Source organism: Actinospica robiniae DSM 44927 (assembly GCF_000504285.1).
Lineage (GTDB): Bacteria > Actinomycetota > Actinomycetes > Streptomycetales > Catenulisporaceae > Actinospica > Actinospica robiniae.
In genome coordinates, this window is record NZ_KI632511.1 from 1083741 (window position 1) to 1096393 (window position 12653).

At 73.6% G+C, this 12653-nt stretch carries 14 protein-coding genes; 10 read left to right on the forward strand and 4 right to left on the reverse strand.

Features of this window, described 5'->3' with window-relative positions; genetic code table 11:
* Window positions 1-12 precede the first annotated feature (12 nt).
* The 4 genes from ACTRO_RS04645 to ACTRO_RS04660 are packed head-to-tail and all read right to left on the reverse strand — an operon-like array spanning window position 13 to window position 3162.
* Window positions 13-777: an ABC transporter permease gene (locus tag ACTRO_RS04645; protein ID WP_034261382.1), complete on the reverse strand. Its 765-nt coding sequence runs from the start codon at window positions 775-777 to the stop codon at window positions 13-15.
* Window positions 774-1967 carry a glycosyltransferase gene (locus ACTRO_RS04650; RefSeq protein WP_051450316.1) on the reverse strand — a complete coding sequence of 398 codons (1194 nt, stop codon included), beginning with the start codon at window positions 1965-1967 and terminating at the stop codon, window positions 774-776. The genes ACTRO_RS04645 and ACTRO_RS04650 overlap by 4 nt, the downstream gene beginning before the upstream one ends.
* The gene (locus ACTRO_RS04655) at window positions 1964-2269 is read right to left on the reverse strand and encodes a phosphopantetheine-binding protein (protein ID WP_034261384.1); all 306 of its coding nucleotides are present in this window, start codon (window positions 2267-2269) and stop codon (window positions 1964-1966) included. The genes ACTRO_RS04650 and ACTRO_RS04655 overlap by 4 nt, the downstream gene beginning before the upstream one ends.
* Window positions 2266-3162 (reverse strand): methyltransferase domain-containing protein, encoded by an 897-nt coding sequence (locus ACTRO_RS04660; protein ID WP_051450317.1) that lies wholly within the window; start codon window positions 3160-3162, stop codon window positions 2266-2268. Before ACTRO_RS04660 ends, ACTRO_RS04655 begins: the two co-directional genes overlap by 4 nt.
* Before the next feature lie 302 nt (window positions 3163-3464).
* On the opposite strand from ACTRO_RS04660, the gene ACTRO_RS04665 reads away from it, so the two are divergent.
* The 10 genes from ACTRO_RS04665 (at window position 3465) to ACTRO_RS04710 (ending at window position 12652) form a co-directional block, all read left to right on the forward strand.
* A complete protein-coding gene (locus ACTRO_RS04665) occupies window positions 3465-4868 on the forward strand; it encodes a class I adenylate-forming enzyme family protein (protein ID WP_034261386.1) in 1404 nt (467 codons plus the stop codon).
* On the forward strand, window positions 4865-5134 hold the full coding sequence (locus tag ACTRO_RS04670; RefSeq protein ID WP_034261391.1) for a phosphopantetheine-binding protein: 270 nt from the start codon (window positions 4865-4867) through the stop codon (window positions 5132-5134). Before ACTRO_RS04665 ends, ACTRO_RS04670 begins: the two co-directional genes overlap by 4 nt.
* Window positions 5135-5138: 4 nt before the next feature.
* Window positions 5139-5390: a hypothetical protein gene (locus ACTRO_RS04675; RefSeq protein WP_034261393.1), complete on the forward strand. Its 252-nt coding sequence runs from the start codon at window positions 5139-5141 to the stop codon at window positions 5388-5390.
* On the forward strand, window positions 5383-6531 hold the full coding sequence (locus ACTRO_RS04680) for a beta-ketoacyl synthase N-terminal-like domain-containing protein (protein WP_034261396.1): 1149 nt from the start codon (window positions 5383-5385) through the stop codon (window positions 6529-6531). Before ACTRO_RS04675 ends, ACTRO_RS04680 begins: the two co-directional genes overlap by 8 nt.
* A 241-nt stretch (window positions 6532-6772) precedes the next feature.
* Window positions 6773-7342: a beta-ketoacyl synthase chain length factor gene (locus tag ACTRO_RS04685; protein WP_157435769.1), complete on the forward strand. Its 570-nt coding sequence runs from the start codon at window positions 6773-6775 to the stop codon at window positions 7340-7342.
* Between the two features lie 73 nt (window positions 7343-7415).
* Window positions 7416-8678 carry a beta-ketoacyl-[acyl-carrier-protein] synthase family protein gene (locus ACTRO_RS04690; protein ID WP_034261398.1) on the forward strand — a complete coding sequence of 421 codons (1263 nt, stop codon included), beginning with the start codon at window positions 7416-7418 and terminating at the stop codon, window positions 8676-8678.
* A gap of 31 nt (window positions 8679-8709) precedes the next feature.
* A complete protein-coding gene (gene hppD / locus ACTRO_RS04695; protein ID WP_034261400.1) occupies window positions 8710-9783 on the forward strand; it encodes a 4-hydroxyphenylpyruvate dioxygenase in 1074 nt (357 codons plus the stop codon).
* Window positions 9784-9787: 4 nt separating this feature from the next.
* Window positions 9788-10714, forward strand: a complete 927-nt coding sequence (locus tag ACTRO_RS04700; RefSeq protein ID WP_034261401.1) for a phytanoyl-CoA dioxygenase family protein — start codon at window positions 9788-9790, stop codon at window positions 10712-10714.
* Window positions 10707-11675 (forward strand): thiamine pyrophosphate-dependent dehydrogenase E1 component subunit alpha, encoded by a 969-nt coding sequence (locus ACTRO_RS04705; protein ID WP_034261403.1) that lies wholly within the window; start codon window positions 10707-10709, stop codon window positions 11673-11675. The genes ACTRO_RS04700 and ACTRO_RS04705 overlap by 8 nt, the downstream gene beginning before the upstream one ends.
* Window positions 11672-12652 (forward strand): alpha-ketoacid dehydrogenase subunit beta, encoded by a 981-nt coding sequence (locus tag ACTRO_RS04710; RefSeq protein ID WP_034261405.1) that lies wholly within the window; start codon window positions 11672-11674, stop codon window positions 12650-12652. The genes ACTRO_RS04705 and ACTRO_RS04710 overlap by 4 nt, the downstream gene beginning before the upstream one ends.
* Window position 12653 lies beyond the last annotated feature (1 nt).

Consider the following 12653-nt stretch of genomic DNA (forward strand, 5'->3'; position numbering starts at 1 on the left):
ATCTGCTCCCGTCTACCGGACCGAGCGGGCGAACTGCCGGGCGGACCAGACCAGGGCCAGGACCGCGAGGGCGAGCATCATGGTGAGGCTGTGCCAGATGGAGGAGTCGCCGGCCTGCCCGTGGAACAGGGCCCGCATGGCGGTGACCGACCAGCTGAAGGGGTTGCAGTCGGCGATGGCGCGCAGCCAGCCGGGGGCGAGCGCGATCGGCAGCAGCGTGCCGGAGAGCAGCATCAGCGGCTGCGCCACGTTGTTGATCACCTGGCCGAGCACGCCCGGGTTGTTCAGCCGCAGCGACATGCCGTAGGAGAAGGTGGCGCTGGTGAAGGCGATCAGGGCGAGCAGCAGATAGCCGGTCAGCAGCTCCGGGATCCGGACGAACAGGCCGAGCGGCAGCGAGAGCACGATCAGGATCGCGGCCTGGATCACCAGGGTGACCACGTCCCGCAGCGCCCGGCCGAAGAGCAGGGCGAGGCGGCTGACCGGGGTGACCCGGGCGCGTTCGATGACGCCGGAGCCGATCTCGGCGAGCAGCCCGAACCCGGCGTACAGGCCGCCGGCCAGCGCGAGCGCGACCAGCATGCCGGGCACGTAGATCCGGTAGGCCTCGGTCATCGAGGTCGCGCCCATGGAGGCGAGCGCGGGCTTGAGCAGCGGGCCGAACAGCGCGAGGTAGACCACCGGCTGGGCCACGCCGAGGAAGAGCCACAACGGCGAGCGGATCATCAGCAGCGTGTGCCGCTGGAAGACCAGCCAGATGTCACGCAGTGTTTTCACAGGGTCCTGCTTTCATGTCGTCCTCCTGCTCCGGCGAACACGCGGCCGGCGAGGTCTTCTAGGTGTCCGGCCGCCGCTTCGGCGCCGCCGGCCGCGCGCAGCGACGCTCCGGCGTGCTCGGCGGCGGCGCGGTATGACGGGTCGTCGAGCACGGCCGTCAGCGCGTCGCGCAGCCGCTGCGGGCGGGCCCGGGCGAACGAGACGCGGATGCCGGCGCCCGCGGCGGCGACCTGGTCGGCGTTGATCGGCTGGTCTCCCTTGATCGGGGCGATGACCAGCGGCACGCCGTGCACGAGCGCCTCGCAGACGGTGTTGAGCCCGCCGTGGCCGACGACCGCGTCCAGACGCGGCATCAGGTCCAGCACCGGCACCCGGGGCCGGACCAGGACGTGCGGGGGCGGGTCGGGGATCGTGCCGTCCGGCGCGACCACGATCGCCTGCACACGCTCGCCGAGCGGGCGCAGCGCCTCGATCATCCGGTCGTAGAAGGACCGGGCGATGTCCATCGAGAGCGTGCCCATGGTGACCAGGACGAGGCGGCGGCCGGGCTCGAGCCGGTCGAACGGGAAGTCCGGGTCCGGCGGGCGCGCGGCCAGGGCCGGGCCGACCAGTTCGGTGCGGGTCGGGGCGCCGTGGTCGCCGACGAGGGCGGCTCCGGTGAAGGCGATCAGCAGGTGCGGCGAGAAGCGCAGGTCGTGCGGCGGGAGGCCGGGCAGGCCGGCGCGGGTCCACATCGCGGCCATCAGCTCGCCGATCCACGCCTCGACCTTCGGCAGGCTCGCGCGGTAGGGCCGGCCGAGCTCCATCGTGGTCGGGGCCAGCGACGCCCAGGGCAGCGCGTGGCGGTGCGCGGCGAGCCCTCCGGCCACCGCGTGCTGGTCCACCACGAGCAGGTCGGGACGGAACTCGGCGATCGCCGCCTCGATGCCGGGCAGCGTCGACTTGGCGTGCGGGACGATGTAGCCCTCCCAGCGCGTCTTGGCCGCGGCCATGCCCTGCTCCGCCTGGCCACGGTGGGCGCGCAGCGGGATCGGGTGGACGGCGGCGTCGGCGCCGACGAGCGGCCGCAGGAAGGACTCGGAGCCCGCCCACACCACCTCGTGCCCGCGGGCCGTCACCGCGGCGGCTACGGCGGCGATCGGGTTGCCGTGGCCCGGCAGCGGGAGCGTGACGAACAGGAATCGGCTCATGATTGCCCGGCCTTCTCGCCGACACCGGAACCGACCCGTTCCGCGACGTACTCGGCGACCTGAGCCAGCGTCAGCTCGATGAGGGGGTCGAGCTCGAGGTCTGCGACGTGCGCCGCCAGGTCCACGCGGGCGCCGTAGCGTTCGCGCAGGGCGGCCGCCAGCGCGGCGATCTCGATGCTGTCGAGGAAGAGGTCTCCGTCGAGGCGGGTGTGCGGGGTCAGCGCTGCGCGCCACGCCGGGTCCTCGCCGACGGCGGCGCACAGCAGGTCCGCTATCTCCTCGACGAGCGCGGGCGGGATCACGCCTGCGCGCCCGGCTTGGTGGCGCGCAGCGCGTCGTAGGTGATCACGCCGGTGTCGAAGCCCTTCTTCATGATCGGGCCGGCGTGGAAGTATCCGAGCACGTCGACACCGCGCTCGCGGGCCAGCTCCATCATCATGGTCTTGCTCTTGTCGAAGTGCCGGATGAGGGCGAACTCCGGGTCCCAGGTGTGCGAGACGGCTGCGCTCCAGTCGACCGAGGCCACCTGCTCGAAGCCGGCCGCGGCGCACAGGCGCTCGTGCTCGGGGCGGGAGGAGAGGCTCGGCATCACCTGGTGGCGCAGCACCATCTTGACGGTGTCCTGCTCCTCGTCGGACAGCTCGCCGTCGCGCACCGACCAGGTGGCGACCGCGAGCGTGCCGCCGGGGCGCAGCAGGCGGAAAACCTCGGCGAAGAAGGCGGACCGATCCGCGATGTGCATCAGGCTCTCCATCGCCCAGACCACGTCGAAGGAGGCGTCCGGGTAGCCGGTCGCCAGCGCGTCGAGTTGATGGAAGCGGGCCTGCTCGGCCAGCCCGGCCGCGTGCGCCTTCTCGGTGGCACGGGCGGCCTGCGGCCCGCTGAGGGTGACCCCCTCGACCGTGCAGCCGAGCGCGGAGGCCAGGTAGAGGGCTGGGCCGCCGATCCCGCAGCCGAGGTCGAGCACGTGCGCGCCGGCCGGGATGCCGGCGTAGGCCACCAGTTCGCGCACGAGCCGGTCGGTGGCGCCGTGCCGCTGGGCGACGTCGGTGCCGGGCCGCTCGTGCGGATCCCAGTAGCCGTGGTGGACGTGCTCGCCCCAGAGCTCTTCGTAGAGATCGACGGTGGTGTCGTAGTACCGGGCCACCGCGGCGGTGATCCCGCCAGCGGACTCGGCTGCGAATGCAGCGCTCATTTCAGGTCACGGCCTTTTCCGGGAAATGAAACTCAAGGGACCGAGAACGCAATCTTTGATGGTCGGTCACGCTAGCTTCGGAGCGCTTTCTCGTCAACCGCATGTAAGTTTCATCGCCCCATACAGCGTTTTGCCATGTCTTTATCTGTGGGCGGGGGCGCTCGGAACATCGGTTGCGCGCGGCCTCTTGACAGGCCGGGGCGGGAGCGCCGAAGGTTCGCGGTGGTGGAATTGCACATCTCAGCGAAAGTCATATCTGCGCGCTGACTTACGGACGTCTCGTGGAAAGGGCCCGGCGTTCGATGAGCATTGATCTGTGGGTGGATCCGTCATGGGTTGACGAGATTCTGCTGGGCGGAAGCGAGAGTCAGGAGTGCCTATTCCTGGGCGCTCCGGTCGGCCGCGGCGAACTGCGACGGCTGGTGGCCGAGAGGCAGCGGGAGCTGGCCGCGGCAGGAGCGGCGCCGGGCGGGACGGTCGCGCTCTGCCTGGCCCCCTCCCTCGCGTTCGTGGCGAACCTGCTGGCCGCATGGCGGATCGGCGCCCAGGCCGTCCTGCTCGACCACCGGCTGACGCCGTATGAGACCGAGCAGGCCCTGGAGCGGCTCGCACCACAGGTCGTGGTGAGTGCGAGCGCGCCGTACGGCGGGCACCTGCGCGGGTTCCACGCGGTGCAGGAGCAGGCGCGCGCGCGTCCGGGCGGGCAGCCGGCCGGGAACGGGTGCGTGCTGGTGCAGCTGAGCTCCGGCTCGACCGGCCCGTCGAAGGTGATCGGGCGCACCGCGGCCGATCTGATCGCCGAGCTCGAGCGGTACAAGAAGATGGACGGCGTGCCGCGGCGCGGCGAGCGGATCGTGTCGCTGGCCTCGATGGTGCACGTGCTCGGACTCGTCGGCGGCCTGATGTACGGGCTGCACGCCGGGGTCCAGGTCGCGATCCCGCAGCGGATGACCGCGGACGGGATCCTGGCCACGGTGGCCGAGGGGAGCGCGCCGACCACGCTGCTGGGCGTGCCCTTCCACCTCGAGCTGCTGAGCGCCGTCGGCACTCCCCCGTCGCTGCCCCAGCTGACCGGCATGACCACCGGCGGGGAGCTGGTCCGGGCCCAGGTGCGCGACGCGTTCGTGGACCGGTACGGGATCCGGCTCGGCAACATGTACGGCATGACCGAGGTCGGCGTGATCGCCACCGACCTGTTCGGCGAGCACCGCCCGGCGCTCGAACCCGCCCCCGGCATGACGATCCGCGAGCGCGACGGCGAGCTGCACATCGCCGTGGCGCGCTCGCCCTACCTCGGCGAGACCGACCCGGCGCGCTGGTCCGACGGGTGGCTGCACACCAGGGACGCCGGCACCGTCGCGCCCGGCACCGGCCTGCTGCGGGTCAGCGGCCGGCGCGACTCGCAGGTCTCGATCGGCGCGCTGAAGGTCGATCTGACCGAGGTCGAGCACACCCTGGCCGCGCTGCCCGAGGTGGCCGGCGCTGTGGTGGTGCACGGGAGCGTCATCGAGGCCTACCTCGTCCTGCGCGAACCCGGGACGCTCGCCCGGGTCGAGCAGCGCCTGACCGAGCAGCTGGCCGCCTACAAGCGCCCGCGCGTCCTGCACGTCGTCGACCAGCTGCCGCGCACCGCCACCGGCAAGCTCGTGCGCGACCCGAATGTTCTGCTTGCGGTACCCGACCTGGAAGGGAAGTCCACGCGATGATCGACCCGGAGATCCGGCAATTCGCCCTCGCCTCGCTGCGCGAGATGAACTTCGAGACCGAAGGGCTCGACGACGACTCGGTGCTCGGCCCGGCCGGGGCCGACCTGGACTCGGTCGCCTTGGCGGAGCTCGGCATCCGGGTCGAGGACCGGTTCGGCGTGACCTTCGCCGACGACGAGGCGGAGAGCCTGGCCGCGCTGACCATCGGCGAGTTCTGCGAAGCCGTGGCGGCGCTGCTCGCGGCCGCGCCGGCCGCGGGGAGCTGACCGGATGGCCACGCAGCCCGGCGGGTCCACGGCCCGCGGCGAGATCCTGGCGATCCTGGCCGCGTACGGCGAACGCTCGGCGGACCAGGTGCCCGAGGACATCGACTCGATGGAACTGGCCTGGCTGGTGCACCAGCTGCACCAGCGCTACGGCCGCTCGCTCGACGGCGACGACGCGCTGCTGGCGCGGATGGGCACGGTCAGCGGAGTGGTCGAGGTGCTGGCCGAGCTCGGCTGCGAGCCCGGCCATGGATGAGGGGTGCGCGCGCGGGCCCGAGCAGGTGGAGCTGACCGGCATGGCCGCCGCCTCCGCCTTCGGCCGCGGCACGGATCCGTTGCTGGCGGCCGCGTTCGAGGGCCGGGCGGCGTTCGGGCCGGTGCGCCGGTTCGACGTGACCGGCCGGCGCACGAACGCGGCCGCCGCGATGCCGGGCTCGCCGGTGCTCTCCACCGAGCTGGCCCACGCCGTCGACGAGGCCTGCGACGCGGCCGGGCTGACCGCCGCGGCGCGGGCCGCCTGCCCGCTGTTCCTGGCCGTGCACGGGGATCCGGAGCTCGGCCGGTCCAAGCCGGAGGACCTGGCCGAGCACACCTCGGGCGCCTTCGCCGCGCGGCTCGCGCGGCGCTGCGGGCTGTCCGACAGCGTGCGCGTGTACACCTCGGCCTGTGTGGCCGCCACCAGCGCGGTCGCGGACGCGAGCGCGATGATCGCCCGCGGCCGCGCGTCGCGGGTGGTGGTGGCCGCGGGCTACCTGGTCGAGCCGGATCAGTTCGCGCTCTTCGACGCCGGCCGGGCGCTGGCCGCCGACGGCCGGGTGCGCCCGTTCAGCGCGGGTCGCAGCGGTCTGCTGCTCGGCGACGGGATCGCCGCGGTGGTGCTGGAATCCGCCGGAGCCGCACGTCGGCGGCGGGTGCCCGCGCTGGCGCGGATGGCCGGGTGGGGACGGTCCGGAGACGGGTACCATGTGTGCCGGCCGCGCCCGGACGGATCGGGTCTGGCGCGCGCCGCGACCGCCGCTCTGCGCCGTGGAGGGATCGGCGCAGAGCGGGTCGGCTACGTCAACGCACACGGCTCGGGCACCCGGCACAGCGACGCCGCCGAGGCCGCGGCCCTGTACGACGCCCTGGGCGAGTACGCGGCCGCGGTGCCGGTCAGCTCGAGCAAATCCGTGCACGGACAGGCCCTCGAGGCCGGCGGCCTGCTGGAACTGGTGGTCTCCGTCGGCGCGCTGCGGGCCGGGCGGCTGCCGGTCAACGCCGGGCATCTGGGCCCTGACGAGGCCTGCCGGCTGAATCTGATCCTGCGCCGGCCGCTGCGCTTCGCCGGCGAGTATCTGCTGAGCCTGAACGTCGCATTCGGCGGGGCGAACACCGCGCTGCTGGTCGGTGCGCCATGAGCGAGCCGATACAGATCAGGGTGATGCCATGAGCGAGCTTGCGAGCGAATCGTCGAGCACAGTCCTCATGCGGGTACCGAGCGCCAGCGAGGTGGCGCCATGAGCGAGCTTGCGAGCGAATCGTCGAGCACAGTCCTCATGCGGGTACCGAGCGCCAGCGAGGTGGCGCCATGAGCGAGCTTGCGAGCGAATCGTCGAGCACAGTCCTCATGCGGCTACCGAGCGCCAGCGAGGTGGCGCCATGAGGGGGCGGGCGGCGATCCCGGTGGATCCGCCGCGGGAGCTGGAGGCGCTCGCGGCGCGGGCGGGGGCGGCCGGGCTGGCCGTGCTCTCCACGGCGTCCTGGCCGGAGTCGACGGCGGATCACACGCCGCCGCCGCTGCCCGGGTTCGTCGTCTCCCGGTTCAGCCCGATCGTCGCGGAGGTGGCCAAGCGCGCGCTGCGCCGGGTGCCGGCGCGCGGTCCCGAGGTGGTCACCGCGGTGGTGGTGGTCAGCGCGCTCGGCGACGTGGCCAGCGCGGCGGCCGTGGCCGAGGCGGTGGACACCGGCGGGCGCGTCTGGCCGCTGATGTTCTTCCAGTCGGTGCCGAACGCGGTGGCCGGGCACGTGGCCGCACGCCGGCAGCTGACCGGTCCGATCGTCTCCGTCGGCGACGCCGAGGCCGGGGTCGAGATCGCGGCCTTGCTCCTCGAGGACGGCGACGCGGACGAGGTGCTGGTGGCCGAGGTCGACCTGGCGCCGGCCGACGGCCGGGGCGAGCGCGGCGCGGCGGTGCTGGTACGGGCTCTGAGACGGGAGGGCTCGACATGAGCGAGCTTGCGAGCGAATCGATGAGCACAGAGTTAGCGCGCATGCGCCCACCGAGCCCTGGCGAGGTGGGGCCATGAGCGCCCGAGCTGGGGTCGCGGTGACCGGGATGGGCCTGGTCACCCCGGTCGGCACGAGCGCGCACGAGGTGCTCGCGGCGATGTGCGAGGGCCGCTCCGGGCTGGTTGCGCCGCCCGCGGGCGATCCGCTCGCCGGCTGCCTCGAGGTCGCGGGCTTCAGCCCGCCGATCGACCCGGCGAGCGTGCTGCCGGGCCCGGACGCGCGCACGGCGGACCGCTCGACCGTGATGGCGCTGCGGGCGGCCGGGGACGCGCTGGCGGACGCCGGGATCGAGGTCGGCCGGGACGTGGACCCGTACCGGATCGCCGTGATCGTCTCCAACGTCGGCGGCTCGGCCACGCTCGAGGAGCAGGTGCTGCGACGGGCCGAGCGCGGCCGGCTGGGGGTCAGCCCGTACCTGCTCTCCGGGGTGCTGCCGAACATGGGCGCGGCCCGGGTGGCCATCAAGTTCGGCATCCGCGGCTACAGCTCCTCGATCGGCACGGCCTGCGCCGCGGGCGCGCAGTCGATCGGCGAGGCGACCCGGCTGCTGCGCGCGGACGAGGCCGACGTCGTGGTGTGCGGGTGCAGCGAGGCTCCGCTGCACCCGACCTTCGCCGACGCGTTCGGCAACGCCCGGGCGCTCGCGCGCGGCTGGGCGGGCGATCCGACCGGGGCGAGCCGGCCGTTCGACCGGCGGCGCAACGGGCTGGTGCTGGGCGAGGGCGCGGGCGTGCTGGTGCTCGAACGGGTCGCGCACGCCGACGGCCGCGGCGCGCCGGGCTACGCGGCGGTGCTCGGCTGGGGCGCGACGAACGACGCGCACCACGTGATGTCGCCGCGGCCGGACGGCGAGGGCGCGGCGGCGAGCCTGCGCCGGGCGCTCGCGGACGCGGGCCTGGAGCCCGGCGACATCGGCTATCTCAACGCGCACGGCACCGGCACCCGGCTCGGGGACCGGGCCGAGGCGGCCGCGATCCGCGCGGTCTTCGGCGACGACGGGCCGCCGGTGAGCGCGACGAAGGCGGTGACCGGGCATCTGCTCGGCGCCTCAGGGGCGGTCGAGGCCGCGGTGTCGGTCGCGGCGCTCGGCCGCGGGGTGCTGCCGCCGACGCACAACCTCGAGGACCCGGATCCGGGCTGCCCGCTCGACCACGTGCGCGGCGCGGCCCGCGCCGCGCGCACCGAGGCGGTCGTCTCGACCTCGTTCGGGTTCGGCGGCCACAACCTCAGCCTCGTGTTCGGCCGGCCGGCCACCCGGCTGGCGCGCCGGGCCTGACGGCGCGACGAGATTTGAAAGGAGAGGGCTTATGAGCATCCTCGGTGTCGACCACGTCGAGTTCTCCGTCGCCGACGCGCGCCAGAGCGCGGCGCAGCTGGCCCGGGTCTTCGGGTTCCGGGTGCTGGGCCGGGGCGGGCCGGAGACGGGGGCCGGCGACGCGCGCAGCGTGCTGCTGGGCCAGGGCGAGGCCAGGGTCCTGCTGACCTCCGGGCTCAACGCGGCCCACCCGGCGAGCGGCTACGTCGCCCGGCACGGCGACGGCGTCTCGGCGGTGGCCTTCCGCACCGACGACGCGGCCGGGGCGTTCGCCGACGCGGTCGCGGCCGGGGCGAGCCCGATCGCGCCGCCGACCGTGTCCGAGGACGGATCCGGGTCGATGACGGTGGCGAGCGTCTCAGGGTTCGGCGACGTCGAGCACCGCCTGGTCGAGCGGCACGGCGCCGCGGACGGCCTGCCGGGGGTGGCCGCGGAGCCCGGGCCCGCGCGCGCGGAGGGGCTCGTACAGCGCATCGACCACGCGGCGGCGTGCGTGCCGGGGGGCACGCTGGAGGCGACCGCGCTCTTCTACGAGAAGGCTTTCGGGTTCCGGCTCATCTTCGAGGAGTACATCGAGGTGGGCGCGCAGGCGATGTTCTCGAAGGTGGTGCAGAGTCCTTCGGGCGGGGCCACCTTCACCTTCCTGGAGCCGGACCTGAGCCACCGTCCGGGGCAGATCGACGACTTCCTGGCCTGGCACGACGGGCCGGGGGTGCAGCACCTGGCGCTGGCGACGGAGGACATCGCCGAGACGGTCGGCATGCTGTCCGGGCGCGGGGTCGAGTTCGCGCCGACTCCGCCGAGCTACTACGACATGCTCGACGAGCGACTGGGCGCGGCCGACGTGCCGGTGGACCGGCTGGCGCCGCTGGGGATCCTGGTGGACCGGGACCACTGGGGCCGGATGTACCAGATCTTCGCGACCTCCACGCACATCCGCCGCACCTTCTTCTGGGAGCTGATCGAGCGGCACGGCTCGCGCACCTTCGGCACGAGCAACATCCCCGCACTCTACGCGGCGAAGGAACGGGAACTCGCCGCCTTCCGCGAGACGACGGAGGCGTAAACCCATGGACGTGGCCACCTTCAGCCTGACCGAAGCCGAGCGCGCGCTGCTGCCGACCGACGAAGAGGTCGAGCACTACGCCGAGCACGGCTGGTACCTCACCCGCAAGCTGCTGACCGACGACGAGGTGGACGAGCTGGTCGAGGCGAGCGAGCGCTACTACACGGGCGAGCGCGACCGCCGGCTGCCGGTGCGTCCGCCGCGCCTGGCCTACTGGGAGCCGGAGCGTGGTCAGGTGCAGCGGCACAACGACTACGTGCACTACGAATCCGACGCGCTCGCCCGGATCCTGCGCAAGCCGCTGATCGGCGCGGTGGCCGCACGGCTGGCCGAGGCCGAGCGGATCCGGCTGTTCCAGTCCACGCTGATCTACAAGCCGCCGATCCCGGGCGAGCCGAGCAACATCGTGCCCTGGCACTTCGACAAGCACTACTGGGCCACCTCGACCTCCGAGCGGATGCTGACCGCGTTCATCCCGTTCCACGACTGCGACGAGCGGATGGGCACGATCACGATGGTCGACGGCAGCCACCGGTGGAAGGAGACCGGGCGGCAGGACTCGACCACCCGGCACTTCGCCGAGCGCGACCGGGGCGACCTGGACCGGATGCTGGAGGAGAACGCGCGGTTCAACGGCGCCGAGGTGCGCCGCGTGCCGATGCTGATCCCCAAGGGGCACATGAGCTTCCACCACTGCCGCACCTACCACGGCTCCGGCCCGAACCGCGGCACGGTACCGCGCCGGGCGGTCTCGCTGCACCTGCAGGACGGCGCCAACCGGTACCGGCAGTTCGCGCTCAGCGACGGCAGCGCGGTGGCCTACAACCACGACGTGCTGGTGCGGCGGAACGCGGCCGGGGACCCGGACTACACCGATCCGGCGTACTGCCCGGTGCTGTGGGGGCGCGACGAGCGCGACGACGATGCCTGACCCGGCCGGGCTCTACCGCACCGTGCGGCTGATCCGGCGGTTCGAGCAGCGCGCGATCGAGCTGGTGCACGCCGGCGAGATCGTCGGCGGCATCCATCCGTGCCTCGGCCAGGAGGCCGTCGCCGCCGGGGTGTGCGCGGCGCTGCGGCCCGAGGACCAGATCACCAGCACGCACCGCGGCCACGGCCACGTCCTGGCCAAGGGCGCGGATCCGGCGCGGATGATGGCCGAGCTGGCCGGGCGGACCACCGGGCTGAACCGGGGGCGCGGCGGGTCGATGCACGCGGCCGACTTCGGCGTCGGGATCCTCGGGGCCAACGCCATCGTGGGCGCCGCGACGCCGATCGCGGCGGGCGCGGCGTGGGCCGCGGTGCGCGCGGGTGCGGATCGGGTCGTCGCGACCTTCTTCGGCGACGGCGCGGTCAACCAGGGCGTGGTCCTCGAAACGCTGAACCTGGCCGCGCTCTGGCGGCTGCCGGTGGTGTTCGTGTGCGAGGACAACGGGTTCGCCACCTCCACCCGCACCGAGGCGGCGACCGCCGGCACGATCGCCGGGCGGGCGGAGGCCTTCGGCGTGCCGGCGACGCGCGTGGACGGCATGGATGCGCAGGCCGTGCTGGCTGCCGCGGACGCGGCCGTGGCAGCGGCCCGCGCGGGCGGCGGCCCGAGCCTGCTCGAATGCGCGACCTACCGCTTCGACGCTCACCACACCTGGGAGCACGTCGCGCGGCCGCGCTACCGCGGTGAGGACGAGCTCGCCCGCGGCCGTGCCCGCGACCCGCTGGAGATCCAGGGCGAGCGCGTGCCGTCCGCGGAGCGAGAGGCGATCGACGCCGAGATCGAGCAAGTGCTCGACGACGCCGTGCGCTTCGCTCTGGGCAGCCCGCGCCCCGAACCGGCGGATGCGCTGGAATTCCTGTACGCCGACGGCTCGCGACCCCGTGCCGGAGCTCTCTCATGACCAACATCTCCTATCTCAAGGCCCTGAATCGTGCGGTCACGGACGAGATGGCCCGCGATCCGGCGGTGTGCGTGTTCGGCGAGGACGTGGGCGTCGCGGTGACGAACGTGACCGCCGGGCTGCTCAAGCGCTTCGGTCCGGACCGGGTGGTGGACACCCCGATCTCCGAGCAGGCGTTCACCGGCTTCGCCACCGGCGCCGCGCTGGCCGGGCTGCGGCCGCTGGTGGAGTATCAGATCCCGGCGCTGCTCTACCTGGCGTTCGAGCAGATCGCGGACCAGGCGCACAAGTTCTCGCTGATGACCGGCGGCCAGGCGCGGGTGCCGGTGACCTATCTCGTGCCGAGCTCCGGCTCTCGCCCGGGCTGGGCCGGCCAGCACTCGGACCATCCCTACAGCCTCTTCGCGCACGCCGGGGTCAAGACCGTCGTCCCGGCCACCCCCGAGGACGCCTACGGGCTGCTGGTCAGTGCTCTGCGCTGCGACGACCCGGTCGTGGTGTTCGCACCGGCCGGGGCAGTGGGGGTGCGCGCGGACCTCGACCTGGCCGCGCTCGCACCCGTGCCGCTCGGCGTCGGGCGGGTGCACCGCGCGGGCACGGACGTCACGCTCGTCGCGGTGGGCGCGCACGTGCACGACGCGCTGGCGGTGGCCGCGGAGCTCGAGGGCGAGATCTCGGTCGAGGTCTTCGATCCGCGCACGCTGCATCCGTTCGACTGGGCCGGCCTGGCCGCGTCGCTCGAGCGCACCGGGCGGCTGGTCGTCGTCGACGACTCGAACCGATCCTGCGGGATCGGCGGCGAGATCGTGGCCACGGCCGCCGAGCAGCTGCGCCTGACCGCGCCGCCGCGCCGGGTGACCCGCCCGGACGGCGCGGTCCTGCCGTTCGCCCGCGAACTCGACCTGGCGCTGCAGCCGAGCCGGGAGCAGCTGCGCGCGGCGCTTCGATCCGTGGTCAAGACAGCTTGGGAGGCGTGAG

Bases quoted from the DNA above. Each gene is read 5' to 3' on its own strand.
- ACTRO_RS04710 (WP_034261405.1), top strand. From the start codon at position 11,672: ATGACCAACATCTCCTATCTCAAGGCCCTGAATCGTGCGGTCACGGAC.
- ACTRO_RS04680 (WP_034261396.1), top strand. From the start codon at position 5,383: ATGGATGAGGGGTGCGCGCGCGGGCCCGAGCAGGTGGAGCTGACCGGC.
- ACTRO_RS04675 (WP_034261393.1), top strand. From the start codon at position 5,139: ATGGCCACGCAGCCCGGCGGGTCCACGGCCCGCGGCGAGATCCTGGCG.
- ACTRO_RS04660 (WP_051450317.1), bottom strand. From the start codon at position 3,162: ATGAGCGCTGCATTCGCAGCCGAGTCCGCTGGCGGGATCACCGCCGCG.
- ACTRO_RS04670 (WP_034261391.1), top strand. From the start codon at position 4,865: ATGATCGACCCGGAGATCCGGCAATTCGCCCTCGCCTCGCTGCGCGAG.
- ACTRO_RS04700 (WP_034261401.1), top strand. From the start codon at position 9,788: ATGGACGTGGCCACCTTCAGCCTGACCGAAGCCGAGCGCGCGCTGCTG.
- ACTRO_RS04665 (WP_034261386.1), top strand. From the start codon at position 3,465: ATGAGCATTGATCTGTGGGTGGATCCGTCATGGGTTGACGAGATTCTG.
- hppD (WP_034261400.1), top strand. From the start codon at position 8,710: ATGAGCATCCTCGGTGTCGACCACGTCGAGTTCTCCGTCGCCGACGCG.
- ACTRO_RS04650 (WP_051450316.1), bottom strand. From the start codon at position 1,967: ATGAGCCGATTCCTGTTCGTCACGCTCCCGCTGCCGGGCCACGGCAAC.
- ACTRO_RS04705 (WP_034261403.1), top strand. From the start codon at position 10,707: ATGCCTGACCCGGCCGGGCTCTACCGCACCGTGCGGCTGATCCGGCGG.
- ACTRO_RS04685 (WP_157435769.1), top strand. From the start codon at position 6,773: ATGAGGGGGCGGGCGGCGATCCCGGTGGATCCGCCGCGGGAGCTGGAG.
- ACTRO_RS04690 (WP_034261398.1), top strand. From the start codon at position 7,416: ATGAGCGCCCGAGCTGGGGTCGCGGTGACCGGGATGGGCCTGGTCACC.